At 53.9% G+C, this 18,690-nt stretch carries 14 protein-coding genes; 8 read left to right on the forward strand and 6 right to left on the reverse strand.

The window, feature by feature from the left end; genetic code table 11:
• Positions 1–100 precede the first annotated feature (100 nt).
• Complete coding sequence (gene acs, locus FEM44_RS12215; RefSeq protein WP_135523536.1) at positions 101–2,059, reverse strand: acetate--CoA ligase; 1,959 nt, start codon at positions 2,057–2,059, stop codon at positions 101–103.
• A gap of 393 nt (positions 2,060–2,452) precedes the next feature.
• On the opposite strand from acs, the gene nrfA reads away from it, so the two are divergent.
• From nrfA to gltP, 8 genes are all read left to right on the forward strand, one after another.
• A complete protein-coding gene (gene nrfA / locus FEM44_RS12225) occupies positions 2,453–3,889 on the forward strand; it encodes an ammonia-forming nitrite reductase cytochrome c552 subunit (RefSeq protein WP_135523537.1) in 1,437 nt (478 codons plus the stop codon).
• A 44-nt stretch (positions 3,890–3,933) separates the two neighbouring features.
• Positions 3,934–4,500, forward strand: coding sequence for a cytochrome c nitrite reductase pentaheme subunit (gene nrfB, locus FEM44_RS12230; RefSeq protein ID WP_001437857.1), 567 nt, complete (start codon positions 3,934–3,936; stop codon positions 4,498–4,500).
• A complete protein-coding gene (nrfC, locus tag FEM44_RS12235; protein WP_000220281.1) occupies positions 4,497–5,168 on the forward strand; it encodes a cytochrome c nitrite reductase Fe-S protein in 672 nt (223 codons plus the stop codon). Before nrfB ends, nrfC begins: the two co-directional genes overlap by 4 nt.
• Complete coding sequence (gene nrfD, locus FEM44_RS12240; protein WP_135523538.1) at positions 5,165–6,121, forward strand: cytochrome c nitrite reductase subunit NrfD; 957 nt, start codon at positions 5,165–5,167, stop codon at positions 6,119–6,121. Before nrfC ends, nrfD begins: the two co-directional genes overlap by 4 nt.
• A 19-nt stretch (positions 6,122–6,140) precedes the next feature.
• A complete protein-coding gene (locus FEM44_RS12245; RefSeq protein WP_167850678.1) occupies positions 6,141–7,859 on the forward strand; it encodes a heme lyase CcmF/NrfE family subunit in 1,719 nt (572 codons plus the stop codon).
• Positions 7,852–8,235: a heme lyase NrfEFG subunit NrfF gene (nrfF, locus tag FEM44_RS12250; protein WP_135523540.1), complete on the forward strand. Its 384-nt coding sequence runs from the start codon at positions 7,852–7,854 to the stop codon at positions 8,233–8,235. The genes FEM44_RS12245 and nrfF overlap by 8 nt, the downstream gene beginning before the upstream one ends.
• Positions 8,232–8,828, forward strand: coding sequence for a heme lyase NrfEFG subunit NrfG (nrfG, locus tag FEM44_RS12255; protein WP_135523541.1), 597 nt, complete (start codon positions 8,232–8,234; stop codon positions 8,826–8,828). Before nrfF ends, nrfG begins: the two co-directional genes overlap by 4 nt.
• A 341-nt stretch (positions 8,829–9,169) precedes the next feature.
• Positions 9,170–10,483: a glutamate/aspartate:proton symporter GltP gene (gene gltP, locus FEM44_RS12260; protein ID WP_135523542.1), complete on the forward strand. Its 1,314-nt coding sequence runs from the start codon at positions 9,170–9,172 to the stop codon at positions 10,481–10,483.
• 530 nt (positions 10,484–11,013) lie between these two features.
• Here gltP and yjcO read toward each other — a convergent pair.
• The 5 genes from yjcO to mdtN all read right to left on the reverse strand — a co-directional run bounded on the left by yjcO (position 11,014) and on the right by mdtN (position 18,687).
• A complete protein-coding gene (gene yjcO / locus FEM44_RS12265) occupies positions 11,014–11,703 on the reverse strand; it encodes a Sel1 family TPR-like repeat protein YjcO (protein ID WP_135523544.1) in 690 nt (229 codons plus the stop codon).
• 93 nt (positions 11,704–11,796) lie between these two features.
• Positions 11,797–13,944 carry a formate dehydrogenase subunit alpha gene (gene fdhF, locus FEM44_RS12270; protein ID WP_077629246.1) on the reverse strand — a complete coding sequence of 716 codons (2,148 nt, stop codon included), beginning with the start codon at positions 13,942–13,944 and terminating at the stop codon, positions 11,797–11,799.
• A 197-nt stretch (positions 13,945–14,141) separates the two neighbouring features.
• Positions 14,142–15,608 carry a multidrug efflux transporter outer membrane subunit MdtP gene (gene mdtP / locus FEM44_RS12275; protein WP_135523545.1) on the reverse strand — a complete coding sequence of 489 codons (1,467 nt, stop codon included), beginning with the start codon at positions 15,606–15,608 and terminating at the stop codon, positions 14,142–14,144.
• On the reverse strand, positions 15,605–17,656 hold the full coding sequence (gene mdtO / locus FEM44_RS12280; RefSeq protein WP_135523546.1) for a multidrug efflux transporter permease subunit MdtO: 2,052 nt from the start codon (positions 17,654–17,656) through the stop codon (positions 15,605–15,607). Before mdtO ends, mdtP begins: the two co-directional genes overlap by 4 nt.
• Complete coding sequence (gene mdtN / locus FEM44_RS12285; RefSeq protein ID WP_135523547.1) at positions 17,656–18,687, reverse strand: multidrug efflux transporter periplasmic adaptor subunit MdtN; 1,032 nt, start codon at positions 18,685–18,687, stop codon at positions 17,656–17,658. Before mdtN ends, mdtO begins: the two co-directional genes overlap by 1 nt.
• Between the last annotated feature and the right edge of the window lie 3 nt (positions 18,688–18,690).

The raw sequence follows: 18,690 nt of genomic DNA on the forward strand, positions 1-18,690 counted from the left end.
CGCCGCATCCGGCAATCAACGCCTGATGCGCCGCTGTCGCGTCTTATCAGGCCTACAACCGTTGCCAAATGTAGGCCGACTCGCATCCGGCAATTGAGAGTTACGATGGCATCGCGATAGCCTGCTTCTCTTCAAGCAGCTTTTCGACCACGCCTGGATCGGCAAGCGTCGAGGTATCGCCCAGGTTGCTGGTATCGCCCGCCGCAATTTTGCGAAGAATACGGCGCATAATTTTGCCTGAGCGGGTTTTAGGCAGGGAGTCGGTCCAGTGCAGCACGTCTGGCGTTGCCAGCGGGCCAATCTCTTTACGCACCCAGTTGCGGACTTCTGCGTACAGTTCTGGTGACGGTTCCTCCCCGTGATTAAGCGTGACGTAGGCGTAAATCGCCTGGCCTTTAATATTGTGCGGAATACCCACCACGGCGGCTTCGGCAATCTTCGGATGCGCTACCAGTGCTGATTCAATCTCCGCCGTCCCCAGACGGTGACCAGAGACGTTCAGCACGTCGTCCACACGCCCGGTGATCCAGTAATAGCCATCTTCATCTCGACGCGCGCCGTCGCCGCTGAAATACATATTTTTGAAGGTGGAGAAGTAGGTCTGTTCAAAACGTTCGTGATCGCCAAACAGCGTACGCGCCTGACCCGGCCAGGAGTCGGTGATCACCAGACTGCCTTCAGCGGCACCTTCTTGTGGATTACCTTCGTTATCCACCAGCGCCGGTTGTACGCCGAAGAACGGACGCGTCGCAGAACCGGCTTTCAGTTCGGTCGCCCCAGGCAGCGGCGTAATCATGAAACCGCCAGTTTCGGTCTGCCACCAGGTATCGACCACCGGGCATTTCTCGTTGCCGATCTTCTTCCAGTACCACTCCCACGCTTCCGGGTTAATTGGCTCGCCCACGGAACCGAGAATACGTAGCGACGAACGGTCGGTGCCTTCAATCGCTTTATCGCCTTCCGCCATCAGTGCGCGAATCGCCGTTGGCGCGGTGTAAAGAATATTGACCTGATGCTTATCCACCACCTGCGCCATACGGGCAGGCGTCGGCCAGTTCGGTACACCTTCAAACATCAGCGTCGTCGCGCCGCAGGCCAGCGGGCCGTACAGTAAATAACTGTGTCCGGTAACCCAGCCCACATCAGCGGTACACCAGTAGATATCGCCCGGATGATAATCAAAGACATATTTAAAGGTCAGCGCCGCGTACACCAGATAACCGCCGGTAGTGTGTAGCACGCCTTTCGGCTTACCGGTAGAGCCGGAGGTGTAGAGAATAAATAGCGGATCTTCTGCGTTTACTTCTTCCGGCTGGTGCTGATCGCTGGCTTGCTCAACCAGGTCGTGCCACCACAGGTCGCGCCCTTCCTGCCAGTCAATTTTTCCGCCAGTACGCTTCAGTACCACCACATGTTCAATGCTGGTGACGTTCGGGTTTTTCAGCGCGTCATCGACGTTTTTCTTCAGCGGAATACTGCGCCCGGCGCGCACACCTTCGTCGGAAGTGATCACCAACCGTGAGTTAGAATCGATAATGCGTCCGGCAACGGCTTCCGGCGAGAAACCGCCGAAAATCACCGAATGCACCGCGCCAATGCGGGCGCAGGCCAGCATCGCGACTGCGGCTTCCGGCACCATCGGCATATAAATCGCGACTACGTCACCTTTTTTAATGCCCAGCTCGAGCAGGGTATTGGCGAAGCGGCAGACGTCGCGGTGCAGCTCTTTATAGCTGATATGTTTGCTCTGACTGGCGTCATCGCCTTCCCAGATAATAGCGGTACGATCGCCGTTTTCTTGCAGATGACGGTCGAGGCAGTTTGCCGCCAGATTCAGCGTGCCGTCTTCGTACCATTTAATGGACACATTACCGGGGGCAAAGGAGGTGTTTTTCACCTTCTGGTACGGTTTGATCCAGTCGAGAATTTTTCCCTGTTCGCCCCAAAAGGTATCTGGTGCGTTAATTGATTGTTGGTACATCGCCTCGTACTGCTGAGGGCTTATCAGGCAATGGTCTGCGATGTTGGCAGGAATGGTGTGTTTGTGTATTTGGCTCATGCTTTTGTTCTCCTTGTAGGATGTTAATAATATGTGTCATAAGCGTTAAATGTAGGGGTATTGGCAGTTTTGTTTAGTATTTGGGCGGCAGATCACGCAAAAGTAGAATTGTGCAAATAAACGACAGGATTATTTTTGAAGGACACCAACAAAAGTTGGCATTTTCTTTCTGGAACATGCAGTTATGCATGTGTTTGAAATGGAGGAAATTATCGACTAACTCTAAAGTGGTATTTTACATGCACTTACAATTGATTAAAGACAACATTCAGCATGTGGTTATTTGTTACACATAGGGGCGAGCAATGTCATGACAGTGTATGTGCGGTTACTGTCATGAAAAAACAATAAAAACTGCCATTGCCTCAATGGCAAAATTTGGATAAAGCCCCTATGACAAGGATAAAAATAAACGCACGCCGTATCTTCAGCTTGTTGATTCCTTTTTTCTTTTTCACTTCTGTTCACGCTGAACAAACGGCCGCTCCCGCGAAACCTGTAACTGTGGAAGCGAAGAACGAAACCTTTGCCCCGCAGCATCCCGATCAATATCTCTCCTGGAAAGCCACCTCGGAACAGTCAGAGCGTGTTGACGCGCTGGCGGAAGATCCTCGGCTGGTGATCCTGTGGGCGGGGTATCCCTTCTCGCGCGATTACAACAAGCCGCGCGGACATGCCTTTGCTGTGACCGATGTCCGTGAAACCCTGCGTACCGGTGCGCCGAAAAACGCTGAAGATGGTCCGCTACCGATGGCATGCTGGAGTTGTAAAAGCCCGGATGTGGCGCGTCTGATCCAGAAAGACGGAGAAGATGGCTACTTCCACGGTAAATGGGCGCGCGGCGGCCCGGAAATCGTCAACAACTTAGGTTGTGCCGACTGCCATAACACCGCTTCGCCAGAGTTCGCCAAAGGCAAGCCGGAGTTAACACTTTCACGTCCGTATGCGGCTCGTGCGATGGAAGCCATTGGTAAACCTTTTGAGAAAGGCGGACGCTTCGACCAGCAGTCAATGGTCTGCGGTCAATGCCACGTGGAATATTACTTTGACGGTAAAGATAAGGCCGTTAAATTCCCGTGGGATAACGGCATGAAAGTCGAAAACATGGAGCAGTATTACGACAAAATTGCCTTCTCTGACTGGACTAACTCCCTGTCAAAAACACCAATGCTGAAAGCGCAGCACCCGGAATATGAAACCTGGAGTGCGGGTATTCACGGCAAGAACAACGTGACCTGTATCGACTGCCATATGCCGAAAGTGCAGAACGCCGAAGGCAAACTCTACACCGACCATAAAATTGGCAATCCGTTTGATAACTTCGCCCAGACTTGTGCGAACTGCCATACCCAGGACAAAGCTGCCTTGCAAAAAGTGGTCGCGGAACGTAAGCAGTCGATTAACGACCTGAAAATCAAGGTTGAAGATCAACTGGTTCACGCTCACTTCGAAGCGAAAGCGGCGCTGGACGCAGGCGCGACAGAAGCCGAAATGAAGCCGATTCAGGACGATATCCGTCATGCCCAGTGGCGTTGGGATCTGGCGATCGCTTCCCACGGTATTCATATGCACGCACCGGAAGAAGGTCTGCGGATGCTCGGTACTGCGATGGATAAAGCGGCGGATGCGCGTACCAAACTGGCGCGCCTGCTGGCGACCAAAGGCATCACCCATGAAATCCAGATCCCGGATATCTCGACCAAAGAGAAAGCCCAGCAGGCAATTGGCCTGAACATGGAACAAATCAAGGCCGAGAAGCAGGACTTCATCAAAACGGTGATCCCGCAGTGGGAAGAGCAGGCACGTAAAAACGGTCTGTTAAGCCAATAACCCCGTTCCGCCTCGCAAGGGGCGGAAAACACAATGGAGTGAATATGAGCGTATTACGTTCGTTATTAACTGCCGGGGTGCTGGCGTCGGGCCTGTTGTGGAGCCTGAACGGAATTACCGCTACCCCTGCGGCGCAGGTATCTGATGATCGCTACGAAGTTACCCAGCAGCGTAACCCGGATGCCGCCTGCCTGGACTGTCATAAACCAGATACCGAAGGTATGCATGGCAAACATGCTTCCGTTATCAACCCGAATAACAAACTGCCGGTCACCTGCACCAACTGTCACGGTCAGCCATCACCGCAACACCGCGAAGGGGTGAAAGATGTGATGCGCTTTAACGAGCCGATGTACAAGGTTGGAGAGCAGAACAGCGTCTGTATGTCCTGCCATCTGCCGGAACAGTTGCAAAAAGCGTTCTGGCCGCACGATGTCCACGTAACCAAAGTGGCGTGCGCCAGCTGCCATTCCCTGCATCCACAGCAAGATACGATGCAGACGTTAAGTGACAAAGGACGGATCAAGATTTGCGTCGATTGCCACAGCGATCAGCGCACCAATCCGAACTTTAACCCGGCGTCTGTTCCGTTGCTTAAGGAGCAGCCATGACCTGGTCACGTCGCCAGTTTCTCACCGGCGTCGGCGTGCTGGCAGCCGTCAGCGGCACCGCAGGGCGCGTGGTGGCGAAAACGTTGAATATCAATGGAGTGCGTTACGGCATGGTGCATGACGAATCGTTATGTATCGGCTGTACCGCCTGTATGGATGCTTGTCGGGAAGTGAACAAGGTGCCGGAAGGTGTCTCGCGCCTGACGATTATTCGTAGCGAGCCGCAGGGCGAATTTCCTGATGTGAAATATCGCTTCTTCCGTAAGTCTTGTCAGCACTGCGACCATGCGCCGTGCGTTGACGTCTGCCCAACGGGTGCCTCTTTTCGCGATGCCGCCAGCGGGATTGTCGATGTTAACCCGGATCTCTGCGTCGGTTGTCAGTACTGCATCGCCGCTTGTCCGTACCGCGTGCGCTTTATCCATCCGGTCACGAAGACGGCGGACAAATGCGATTTCTGCCGTAAGACCAATTTGCAGGCCGGTAAGCTGCCCGCGTGCGTTGAGGCTTGCCCGACGAAGGCGCTGACGTTTGGCAATCTGGACGATCCCAACAGTGAGATTTCGCAACTGCTGCGCCAGAAGCCCACTTACCGCTACAAGCTGGCGCTGGGAACCAAACCGAAGCTGTACCGCGTACCGTTTAAATACGGGGAGGTGAGCCAATGACGCAGGCTTCCGCATTTCATTTTGAATCGCTGGTGTGGGACTGGCCGATTGCCATCTACCTGTTTTTGATTGGTATTTCTGCCGGTCTGGTGACGCTCGCCGTGCTGTTACGTCGCTTTTACCCGCAGGCGGGCGGTGCAGACAGTATGTTGCTGCGCACCACGCTGATTGTCGGGCCTGGCGCGGTGATCCTCGGTCTGTTGATCCTCGTCTTCCACCTGACAAAGCCGTGGACCTTCTGGAAGCTGATGTTCCACTACAGTTTTACCTCGGTGATGTCGATGGGGGTGATGCTGTTTCAGCTCTACATGGTGGTGCTGGTGCTGTGGCTGGCGAAAATCTTTGAACACGATTTGCTTGTCCTGCAACAACGCTGGTTGCCGAAGCTGGGGATCGTGCAAAAGTTTCTGAGCCTGCTGACGCCCGTTCATCGTGGGCTGGAAACATTGATGCTGGTGCTGGCTGTGCTGCTGGGGGCTTATACCGGTTTTCTGCTGTCGGCGCTGAAATCGTATCCGTTCCTCAATAACCCAATCCTGCCGGTGCTGTTCCTGTTCTCCGGCATCTCGTCCGGTGCGGCAGTGGCGCTGATCGCCATGGCGATACGGCAGCGCAATAACCCGCATTCCACGGAAGCGCACTTTGTTCACCGGATGGAAATCCCTGTGGTATGGGGTGAAATCTTCCTGCTGGTGGCGTTTTTCGTCGGACTGGCACTGGGTGATGACGGTAAAGTGCGTGCGCTGGTGGCGGCATTGGGTGGCGGTTTCTGGACGTGGTGGTTCTGGCTTGGTGTCGCCGGGCTGGGGCTAATTGTGCCGATGTTGCTCAAACCGTGGGTGAATCGCAGTTCTGGCATTCCTGCCGTGCTGGCGGCGTGTGGAGCCAGCCTGGTCGGTGTATTGATGCTGCGCTTTTTCATTCTCTACGCCGGACAGTTAACGGTGGCGTAAGCCAGAAAAGAGGTGGTTTCTGGACGTATTCCTTCCTGAAGTCGGTTTTCTGGCGTTGTTGTTAAGTCTCGGGGTCAACGTGTTGACCCCGTTGACGACCTTCGCGGGAGTGCGGTTGCGCTGGCCTGCCATGATGCGACTCACTTGCATCGGCATTCTGGCGCAGTTCACACTCCTGCTGCTCGCCTTTGGCGTACTGACGTATTGTTTTCTCATCAGCGATTTCTCGGTCATTTATGTCGCCCAACATAGCTACAGCCTGCTGTCGTGGGAACTTAAACTGGCGGCGGTGTGGGGCGGCCATGAAGGTTCGCTGCTGCTTTGGGTGCTGTTGCTTTCCGCCTGGAGTACGCTGTTTGCCTGGCATTATCGGCAGCAAACCGATCCGCTATTTCCGCTGACGCTAGCCGTTTTATCTCTCATGCTCGCCGCGCTGCTACTGTTTGTGGTGCTGTGGTCCGATCCCTTCGTGCGGATATTTCCACCAGCAATCGAAGGCCGCGATCTCAATCCGATGCTGCAACATCCTGGTCTTATCTTCCATCCGCCGCTGCTTTATCTCGGCTATGGCGGTTTGATGGTAGCGGCGAGCGTGGCGCTGGCGAGTCTACTGCGCGGCGAGTTTGATGCGGCCAGCGCCCGAATTTGCTGGCGCTGGGCGTTACCTGGCTGGAGTGCATTAACGGCGGGGATCATCCTCGGTTCCTGGTGGGCCTATTGCGAACTGGGCTGGGGCGGCTGGTGGTTCTGGGATCCGGTGGAAAACGCCTCTTTATTACCCTGGCTTTCTGCCACTGCGCTGCTGCACAGTTTGTCCCTGACACGTCAGCGGGGGATTTTCTGCCACTGGTCGCTGCTGCTGGCGATAGTTACCCTGATGTTGTCGTTGCTGGGCACGTTGATTGTCCGTTCTGGCATTCTGGTTTCGGTTCATGCGTTCGCGCTGGATAACGTCCGCGCCGTGCCGTTGTTCAGCCTGTTTGCGCTGATTAGCCTTGCGTCTCTGGCTCTGTATGGCTGGCGAGCGCGGGACGGTGGCCCGGCGGTGCGTTTTGCGGGGTTATCGCGGGAAATGTTAATCCTCGCTACGCTGTTGCTGTTTTGCGCAGTGCTACTGATCGTGCTGGTGGGAACGCTTTATCCGATGATTTACGGCCTGCTGGGCTGGGGACGCCTCTCCGTTGGCGCGCCGTATTTTAACCGCGCGACGTTACCGTTTGGTCTGTTGATGCAGGTGGTGATTGTGCTGGCGACGTTTGTCACTGGCAAACGCGCGCAGCTTCCGGCGCTGCTGGCGCATGCGGGCGTGCTGTTATTTGCCGCGGGGATCGTGGTTTCCAGCATTAGCCGTCAGGAGATCAGCCTGAATTTACAGCCGGGTCAACAGGTGACGCTGGCAGGATACACCTTCCGTTTTGAACGCCTCGATCTGCAAGCCAAAGGCAATTACACCAGCGAAAAAGCGATAGTGACACTGTTTGACCATCAGCAACGTATTGGTGAATTAACGCCGGAGCGGCGTTTTTACGAAGCACGTCGTCAGCAAATGATGGAGCCGTCAATTCGCTGGAACGGCATCCATGACTGGTATGCGGTCATGGGTGAAAAAACCGGAGCGGATCGTTACGCTTTTCGTTTGTATGTACAAAGCGGTGTGCGCTGGATCTGGGGGGGAGGATTGTTGATGATTGCGGGCGCGTTATTAAGCGGATGGCGGGGGAGGAAGCGCGATGAATAAAGGGCTTCTCATTTTGCTGCTGCTATTTACCTGTTTTGCGCACGCTCAGGTCGTAGACACCTGGCAATTTGCCAATCCACAACAACAGGAACAGGCGTTAAATATTGCCAGCCAGTTACGCTGCCCGCAGTGCCAGAATCAAAACTTACTGGAATCCAACGCGCCGGTGGCGGTCAGTATGCGCCATCAGGTTTACAGCATGGTGGCGGAGGGGAAGAACGAAGCCGAAATCATCGGCTGGATGACCGAACGCTACGGTGATTTTGTTCGTTATAACCCACCGCTGACCGGTCAGACGCTGGTGTTGTGGGCGCTGCCAGTGGTGTTGTTACTGCTGATGGTGTTGATCCTCTGGCGGGTGAGGGTGAAGCGATGAAACAGCCTCAAATACCGGTGAACATGCTGACAACACTCGCGATATTGATGGTATTTCTCTGTGTCGGCAGTTATCTGTTAAGCCCAAAATGGCAGGCGGTACGTGCGGAGTATCAGCGTCAGCGCGATCCGCTACATCAGTTTGCCAGCCAGCAAACCCCCGAGACACAGCTTCAGGCATTGCAGGATAAAATCCGCGCCAATCCACAAAACAGCGAACAGTGGGCGTTACTGGGCGAGTACTATCTGTGGCAAAACGATTACAGCAATGCGCTGCTGGCGTACCGTCAGGCGTTGCAACTACGTGGTGAGAACGCTGAACTGTATGCGGCGCTGGCGACGGTGCTTTATTACCAGGCCAGCCAGCATATGACCGCCCAGACTCGCGCAATGATCGACAAAGCCCTCGCGCTGGACAGTAATGAAATAACCGCCCTGATGCTGCTGGCTTCAGATGCGTTTATGCAGGCGAACTACGCGCAAGCCATCGAACTATGGCAAAAAGTGATGGATCTCAACTCACCGCGAGTTAACCGAACACAGCTGGTTGAGTCGATTAATATGGCAAAACTGCTACAGCGGCGATCGGATTAATCATCCGGCGTTGGAGATTATGTCATTGAGCTGCATAAAAAATAATCGAATGAACATATGCCAAAAATAATCACTAATCAGTATTATTGCAGATTAAACAAATAAAAATCTTTCCATAACAAATGGTTATTCATTAATCCTGCCATAAACTCGCGTTATTATGCATTAATGCAGCGAAAAGCTCTGTTGTTAAAGGGTTGCGCAACATACCGCGCAAATGATACTGATCATAAGCGTTAAAAAAATCTACAAACCAACGCAACACAATTCATGCCCTGGCAGTATGTCACGTTCTCACGTTTCTGAACGGGGAACGGCGCTCCATTGAGGAAGTCATTCATATGAAAAATATAAAATTCAGCCTGGCCTGGCAGATTCTGTTTGCTATGGTGCTGGGCATTCTCCTGGGAAGTTACCTGCACTACCATAGCGACAGCCGCGAATGGCTGGTCGTCAATTTGCTCTCTCCAGCGGGTGATATCTTCATCCACCTGATCAAAATGATTGTTGTGCCGATTGTAATTTCCACGCTGGTGGTCGGTATCGCAGGTGTCGGCGACGCCAAACAGCTCGGGAGAATTGGTGCGAAAACCATTATCTACTTCGAGGTGATCACCACCATCGCTATCATTTTGGGGATCACTCTGGCGAACGTCTTCCAGCCCGGCTCCGGGGTGGATATGTCGCAGCTGGCGACCGTCGATATCTCGAAATATCAGAGCACTACGGAAGCAGTCCAAAGCAGTTCCCACGGCATTATGGGGACGATTTTGTCGCTGGTGCCGACGAACATTGTGGCGTCGATGGCGAAAGGCGAAATGCTGCCAATCATCTTCTTCTCGGTGCTGTTTGGTCTGGGGCTTTCCTCCCTGCCTGCGTTGCATCGTGAACCGCTGGTGACCGTGTTCCGCTCCATCTCTGAAACCATGTTTAAAGTGACTCACATGGTGATGCGCTATGCCCCAGTGGGTGTGTTTGCGCTGATTGCGGTGACGGTGGCTAACTTTGGTTTCTCTTCTCTGTGGCCACTGGCGAAACTGGTGCTGCTGGTGCATTTCGCCATTCTGTTCTTCGCGCTGGTAGTGCTGGGAATTGTGGCGCGCCTGTGCGGGTTAAGTGTCTGGATCCTGATTCGTATTCTGAAAGATGAGTTGATTCTGGCGTACTCCACTGCCAGCTCCGAAAGTGTGCTGCCGCGAATTATTGAGAAGATGGAAGCCTACGGTGCCCCGGCGTCGATCACCAGTTTCGTGGTGCCGACCGGTTACTCTTTTAACCTTGATGGTTCGACGCTGTATCAAAGTATTGCCGCTATTTTCATCGCGCAGTTGTATGGTATTGACCTGTCCATCTGGCAGGAAATCATTCTGGTGCTGACGCTGATGGTGACCTCGAAAGGGATTGCTGGCGTGCCGGGCGTGTCGTTTGTGGTGCTGCTGGCAACGCTGGGTAGCGTAGGTATTCCGCTGGAAGGTCTGGCGTTTATTGCCGGTGTTGATCGTATCCTCGACATGGCGCGTACCGCGCTGAACGTGGTAGGTAATGCGCTAGCGGTGCTGGTGATTGCCAAGTGGGAACACAAATTTGACCACAAAAAAGCGATGGCCTACGAGCGTGAAGTGTTGGGCAAATTTGATAAGACTGCGGATCAGTAATTGAAGATTGCCGGGGATATCCACCCGGCAATGTGTGGATGCCTGATGCGACGCTTACCGCGTCTTATCAGGCCTACGCCAGACAGCGCAATAGCCTGATTTAGCGTGATTTTGTAGGTCGGATAAGGCGTTTACGCCGCATCCGACATCAATGCCTGATACGACGATTACCGCGTCTTATCAGGGCTACGCCAGGCAGCGCAATAGCCTGATTTAGCGTGATTTTGTAGGTCGGATAAGGCGTTTACGCCGCATCCGACATCAACGCCTGATGCGACGCTTACCGCGTCTTATCAGGCCTACGCCAGACAGCGCAATAGTTTGATTTAGCGTGATTTTGTAGGTCGGATAAGGCGTTTACGCCGCATCCGACATCAATGCCTGATGCGACGCTTGCCGTGTCTTATCAGGCCTACGCCAGACTGCGCAATAGTTTGATTTAGCGTGATTTTGTAGGTCGGATAAGGCGTTTACGCCGCATCCGACATCAATGCCTGATGCGACGATTACCGCGTTTTATCAGGGCTACCTTAACCATTGGTTAATTTTTCAAACTCTTCACACCCGGTATCAAACCCTTCCATACAGCTCAGGTTCAACCAGTGCAGCGCCTTCTGTTTGTTCTTCTCGATAAAACCTTCTTCACCGTTTAAGAACATCATTCCTGCCCAGTACTCGGAATAACCGGTACGGGAAATCGCAGAGCTACGCTTGAAATACCAGGTCGCTTTCTCATCATCGGCCTTAATGCCTATGCCGTTGGCGTAAATCAAACCAAGCAGCATCTGGGCATCGACGGCGGAGTCGTTCTCCAGATCTTCCGAGGCGTTTTCTAACAGCGAAATCGCCTTCGGATAATCCGGTTTACCTGCCTGAGTATTCACCAGAATATGTGCCAGCGTCACTTCACCTTCTTTACTGCCCGCTTGCGCTGCTTTTTCGGCGAGAATTTTTGCTTGTGGATAGTCCAGACTGACCGGATTGGTGATTTTAATCTGCGCCAACAGCGCGCAGGCATCGGCATCACCACTGTCGGCGGCTTTCTGTGCCCAATATTCGGCTTTGCTCAAATCGCCGGAGCTAAACCAGCTGTCGGCAAGAAAATATTGTGCGCGTTTATCTCCGGCCTCTGCCGCCTTTACATACTGGCTGCCAGGCTCAGAGTCATTCGCGTGGGCAAAGAATGTCAAAAACAACATCAATGCGATAATTTTTTTCATTTTGATAATACGATTGGGTAGGGTGTATCCAGTATAAAGAGTTCGAATGGATAAAAAAACAGCCTCCCAGTGGAGGCTGTAGAAGGGACTTATTTACGCCAGTGCCGCTTCGCGCAGGCGAGTTTTCAACTTGTTGTACTCGTCAATCACGTACTGCTCGGCGGCGCGCTGATCGGCGATCGGCTCGACGCGTACGGCGCAGTATTTGTACTCCGGCGTTTTCGTAATCGGGCTTAAGTTCTCGGTGACCAGCTCGTTACAGGCGCCAATCCACCACTGGTAGGTCATGTAAATCGCCCCTTTGTTAGGACGATCGCTGACCTGCGCACGTGTGATAATTTTGCCTTTACGCGAGTGCACCCAAACCAATGCCTCATCTTCAATACCCAGACGTTTGGCGTCTTCGGTATTGATTTGTGCGTAGCCGGGTTCATCAGCCAGCGCCGCCAGTGCCGCACAGTTACCGGTCATCGAACGGCAAGAGTAGTGACCGACTTCACGCACTGTTGACAGCACCATCGGGTACTCGTCGGTGAGCTTGTCGATTGGCGCTACCCAGTCGCAGGTGAAGAACTGCGCCAGACCGTTCGGGGTATCAAACTTCTCTTTAAACAGATAAGAAGTCCCCTGATCGGCATCTGACGTATCGCGGCAAGGCCACTGAATGAAGCCCAGTTCGCCCATTTTCTCGTAAGTCGCACCGTAGAAATCCGGGCACAGATGACGCAACTCGTCCCAGATCTCCTGGGTATTGTTGTAGTGCATCGGATAACCCATACGGGTGGCGATTTCACTGATAATCTGCCAGTCCGTTTTCAGATCCCACTTCGGTTCAACCGCCTTGAAGAAACGCTGGAAGCCACGGTCAGCCGCAGTATAGACACCTTCATGCTCGCCCCACGACGTTGACGGTAAAATGACATCCGCCGCCGACGCGGTTTTGGTCATAAAGATGTCCTGAACGATGACCAGTTCCAGATCTTCAAAGGCTTTACGTACTGCCGACAGTTCCGCATCCGTTTGCAGCGGATCTTCGCCCATAATGTACGCGGCACGCACTTCGCCATGCGCTGCGCGGTGTGGCAGCTCGCTGATGCGATAGCCGGTATGAGCAGGCAGGCTTTCCACGCCCCAGGCTTTGGCGAATTTCTCGCGGTTAGCCGGATCTTTCACGTACTGGTATCCCGGATACGTATCCGGCAGCGCGCCCATATCACAGGCACCCTGCACGTTGTTCTGACCACGAACCGGGTTAACGCCCGCATGCGGCTTACCGAGGTTACCGGTCAGCATCGCGAGGCTGGTCAGAGAACGCACGGTTTCCACGCCCTGATAGAACTGGGTCACACCCATGCCCCACAGAATAGATGCGCTTTCCGCCTGGGCATACATCCGCGCCGCCTGACGAATCTCACTGGCGCTAACGCCGGTGATATCTTCAACCGACTCCGGCGTGTAGCCTTCAACGATTTTACGATACTCTTCAAAGCCTTCCGTACGGGAAGCGACAAACGCTTTGTCGTACAGATTTTCTTCAATAATGACATGGCCCATCGCATTCAACAGCGCGATGTTCGAGCCGTTTTTCAGTGCGATGTGCATGTCAGCAATGCGCGCGGTTTCAATTTTGCGCGGATCGCAGACGATAATTTTCGCCCCGTTACGTTTAGCGTTAATCACGTGATTCGCCACGATAGGGTGGGAATCCGCCGGGTTGTACCCGAAAACGAACACTAAATCGGTATTATCAATTTCGTTAATGGCATTGCTCATTGCGCCGTTACCGACCGATTGGTGCAGACCTGCAACCGATGGGCCGTGTCAGACGCGAGCGCAGCAGTCAACGTTATTGGTACCAATAACGGCGCGCGCAAATTTTTGCATTACATAGTTGGTTTCGTTACCCGTACCACGCGAGGAGCCTGTCGTCTGGATGGCATCCGGACCGTACTTCTCTTTGATGGCGCTCAGGCGCTCGGCAACGTAATTCAGTGCCTCATCCCAGGAAACAGGTTCGAGTTTGCCGCCACGCTGGCGACGGATCATGGGGGTTTTCAGGCGCGGGGTCAGGATCTGGGTATCGTTAATAAAATCCCAGCCATAATAACCCTTCAGACACAGAGTACCCTGGTTGGTTTTCCCCTGCGCTGCCTCCGCCCGGACGATTTTGCCGTTATCGACGACCAGGTTGATTTTGCAACCTGATGCGCAATATGGGCAAACCGTGACGACTTTTTTCATCAGTCTCGCTCCAGTTAATCAAATCACGCATACGCGCTCTCGACCACAGTATGCATCTTTTATGCCACATTTTATTTGAGGCTATTCCCTGATATTACGGGCACTATTTATTCAAAACTCTGACGAAAAACAGGCTGTCGTCAGTTTTGACGTGACGAAACGAAATACCGCGTGACAGCCATCACGCGGCAGACATTTTATTTTTTCTCAACGACGGGAGCCGCCTGATACCCGCCGCCCAGCGATTTCATCAACTGAATACTTTGAATCACACGGCGGCTGTCCAGCATCAGTAATGACATCTCTTCGGAAAGCACCGGCAACTGAGCTTCGGTGGCCAGTAAGCGGCTGGTTAGACCGCGTTGGTAGGCGGCGTCGGCGGCACGCTGGGTGAAGCGGGTTGCTTCTACGCGTTCTGCCTGCATCTCCCGCTCGTCGTTGAGCGTTTGCAGACGCGTGCCATTGACTGCAACGTCGCGCACCGCGTTCAGTACTGACTGGTTGTAACGTTCAATCATCATGTTGCTGGCGGCGCGAGTGCCTTCGAGATTGGCATTCAACCGTCCACCGTCAAACAGTGGCAATTTCAGACCCGGTATGAAGTTGAACTGACGACTGGTCTTTTTGAATAAGGTATCCAGGTGGATGGAGTCCAGACCGAAAAACGCTTTGATATCAAAGCTCGGGTAGAACAGCGCCCGCGCGGAATCTACCTGATCTAATGACGCCTGAACATACCAGCGCATGGCTTGCAGATCCGGGCGTCTGGCGAGCAACTCATAAGAGAGCGTCGCCGGAATGCCGGTCTGTACTTGCGGTAATGCCACCGGCTTGATCTCCGGCATATCGCTGGCCCCCGCGCCAATCAATGCGCGCAGAGATTCTCGCGTTTCGGTGATTTGCCCTTTGACGGCAGCAATTTGTTTATCGACCGCCAGAATCTGTGCCCGCGCGCCGTGGAAAGGCACTTGCGCTTCCAGGCCGTGTGCCACTTTACTCTGGTGCGCTTTAACCGCGTAATCAATCACATCGCGAGTTTGTTCTAACAGATCAAGCATCTGATAGCTGGCCTGGATACTGTAATAAAGCTGCGCTACGCCAGTGGTCAGCGATAGCTCTACTGCTGCGGTTTCTGCCAGCGCGGCATTATGCGCGCCAATAGCGGCGGCAACCGCCGAGCGATGTACACCCCACAAATCAAGATCCAGTCCGGCAAACAAACCTACTGTGGCTTCCGTATAGTACGGCCCGTCCATACCCAGTGCTGGCGCATCCATTGAATAAGGGCTTAAAAAACCGTTCGCCGAGACACGTTGGCGGTTGAGCATCCCTAACGCAGCCACCTGCAATTGTGAACCGGCATCTAACAGGTCGGCCTGTGATTGCGCTTTTTCTTCCCGCAGTTTCGCTTCAGCAAGCGTGTGTGAACCTTGCAGCGTGCGCTGGATCAGGGTATCCAGTTGCGGATCGTTAAATTGTTTCCACCACTGCGCCTGTGGCCAGCCGGAACTGGCCAGATGAATATCATCGGCAAGTTTGATTTGTTCCGGTTTGAGCTGTTGATGAGGCGCAGAATCCTTACGTACCAGGGCACAGCCGGAAAGCAGCGTCGTGCTGCCGAGAATGCAGCACAACAGCAGGCGTGAAAGTTGACGATTGATCATTGCGTGGCTCCTTGTGCCTGTTCCGTGGCGGGCGTTAATGCCGGGGCTGTCCAGTCTGGCAAGCGGGCGAAAAGCTGGCAGACGTGTTGCTCCTGTTTTAATAAAGTCGGCAGGATGGCCTGCGAGGCGGGTGTTTCTTCAAGCGTTATTTGAGGAGAACGGCTGAGTGCGGTTGCCAGACCGGCGGCGTATTTCTCCAGTGCGTCGGCAAACTGGCCTGCTCTGTCCGGCTGTAGTGCGTTATCCAGCGCCTGCGCCGAGTTCCAGGTCGCATCCCAGGCGTGAAGAATGTCGCGTCCCTGACGAATAACCGTTTGCGAACGTTCAATCAGTAATGCGCGTTCTTCGCTGTCTAGTTGACGCTCCAGCGCCACGCGTTGGCACATCTCTTCACAGGCATTAAACGCCGCATGCAGACCTATACGAATTTGCAGATAAGTGCGCAGAGCCGTGGCTTCCTGCTGGCGTGGGATCCGCATTACTTTACTCAACATACCCAGCGCGCCAGCCAGTTTTTGCGGCAGTGTGCGCGCTTCACTTTCAGGCCAGACAAAGGTGTAAATCACCGCGGACACCACGGTACCAATGATGATACCCAGGGCGCGATCGCGAATTTCCACCAGGTCGTACACCGGGCCAAAAACGTTTTCGAGCGTGGCGAGCGCGAAGGTGACCACCATCTGTGTGCCGATATAAGAAGAGCGTTCGGAGCTGGTGGCAATCCATGCGCCCAACAGGAAAATCGGTGCCAGCACAAACAGCAATTCGACAATATTGTCCAGCCAGGGCATGACCAGTAGCGTGAATAACAGCGCCAGAATCGCGCCGCAAAAGGCCCCGCCAAAACGCAGCACCATCTTCTGGTACGACGAACCGACGTTCGGGTTAGCGACGATCACGCAGGTCAGCATACAGGTATGAATACCTTCCCAGTCGACGCCGCTGTAGAAGGTGTAACAGATCAAACAGGCGAGCAGCGTTTTTACCGCGTAGCGAATATAGTCTGGATTGGTAAAAGCATCGGCGACCATTGACGGCGGTTTGGCTGCGGGCGTTGGCGGCGTATTCGGGTCCATCTGACCCAGTTGCAACAACGTCTGGCAGATATTCTCCAGGTTACATTCCCGTGCTGCCATCGCTTCACTTTCACTAAGCCGCCAGTCGCTTTGCCAGCACTGCCCTTTGGCAATAGCATGTTGCAGTTTGTTGATTTCAGAGGCTAATTTTTGCCGAAACTCAATGATTGCCTGTGAATCAGCAAAAGAGGTGGGATCGTAGCGATTCAGCGTCGAGTAAATGTAGGTTACCGTTGCCACGCAGCTTTGCCACCATGCGCTTTGAGTTCGCCAGTTGGCATCGTCCGCGAGACAAAAGACATTGAGTTTTTGCAGTGCCAGTGCCTCTCTTTCAATCCGCGTTTCGGGTAGCGGTGCGAGGCTGTCCGTCAGGTGACTAATGGCATCATCAAGCCGATTATTAAGCGCCTGATGCATTTGCGTAATGGCACGACTGGGAAACCACAGCACGCCGATTAACGTCATCAATAACGTCGGGTAGAGGCCGACAACGATACACCACAGCGTTAAGCGCACGACCACTTCCGGATAGTCGAGCATGGCGGGGAAGGTTTGCCCGTAAATAGCGACAATGGCGACGGCGAAAAAGACCAGCCCCAGCCGATGGGTACGCATCAAAAACATGCAACCCATCAGGACAGGACCTGCGATGATCAATCTGATCAACGGTTCGCCGTATGACCATTTGTAGATCAAAAACAGGCTGGCGATCTCCAGCACCGTGGCGACCACAAATAAGATCGCCACAAATTTGGTGTAAAACGCGTTCGACTGAATACCGTAAAACAGCACTGCCAGCGATAACGCCACAAAAGGGATCTCAAAGGTCATCGAGATCAGAATCACCAGCAGGCAGCCTACCCAGAGTTGCACGGTCTGCGGCACGCGGCCAGGTCGCCGCTCGCTTAACTCTTCATGAAAGAACGCCAGCAGCCTGACCACCGGTAATGGCAGGGAGTTGAGCGCGCTCATTATTGCGGCTCAAGATTAGCGACTGCCGAAGCGCCGATGCGGAACATTTCCGGGTCAGGTTTATCAACCATGATTTTGACCGGAAAACGCTGGGCGACGCGGACCCAGTTAATAGACCGTGACACTTTCGGCAGGCCGCCCAGCACCAGGCCGCCGTCATCCGGTAGCACGCCGTAGCCAATCGAATCCACTTTACCCTCGAAGGTTTTGCCGCTGTCGCTCATCAGGCGAATCGTTGCGGGTGTACCTGAGCGAATATTTTTCAGATCGGTTTCGCGGAAGTTGGCGATCACGTACCAGTGACGAGTGTCGATTAGGGTGAAAATAGGGCGCATGGCAGAAGCAAATTGCCCAACCGAGGTTTTAAGGGAAATGACCCGGCCATCAAACGGCGCGCGGACGGTCGCCATTTCCAGATGCAGTTTGGTCAGGGCAATATCCGCTTCGACCGCCGCACGTTGCGCCACCAGCGCATCGACGCCGCTGACGGCGCTGGCGGCTGACTGCGCCTGTAACAATACGGCATTAAGATCCGCTTCTGCAGCGCGCTGCGCCGTTCTTGCACGGTCAACGTCTTCCGCTGAGACAAAACCTTCTTTCAGTAATGGCTCGGTGCGGCGTAATGTATCGCTGGCCTGTTTTGCAGCGGCACGGGCTTTTTCTACCGTGGCATTAACCGAGTCGGCACCAAGCTGTTGCGCGTCAACGCTACGCTGGGTGAGCATAATTTGCTTATCCAGCGCCGCGAGGGAGGCTTCGGCTTTCGCCAGATTGGCCTCGTATGGGCGCGGGTCGATGCGGAACAGCAAATCGCCCTGTTTGACTGCCTGGTTGTCGGTGACCGCCAGTTCTACAATGCGCCCGCTGACTTCCGGCACCACATCAATGGTATCTGCTGACGCGTAAGCGTCATTAGTTGATGGCGCACTGTCTACGCGCCAGATAACGAAAACAAGGGCAACCAGCGCCAACGCAACCACTAACAGAGCAGGGAATTTACTGCGAGGAGCTTTTTTCGGCGTACTTTCCATGAG

Origin of the sequence: Escherichia sp. E4742, from assembly GCF_005843885.1 — a bacterium.
Classification (GTDB): domain Bacteria; phylum Pseudomonadota; class Gammaproteobacteria; order Enterobacterales; family Enterobacteriaceae; genus Escherichia.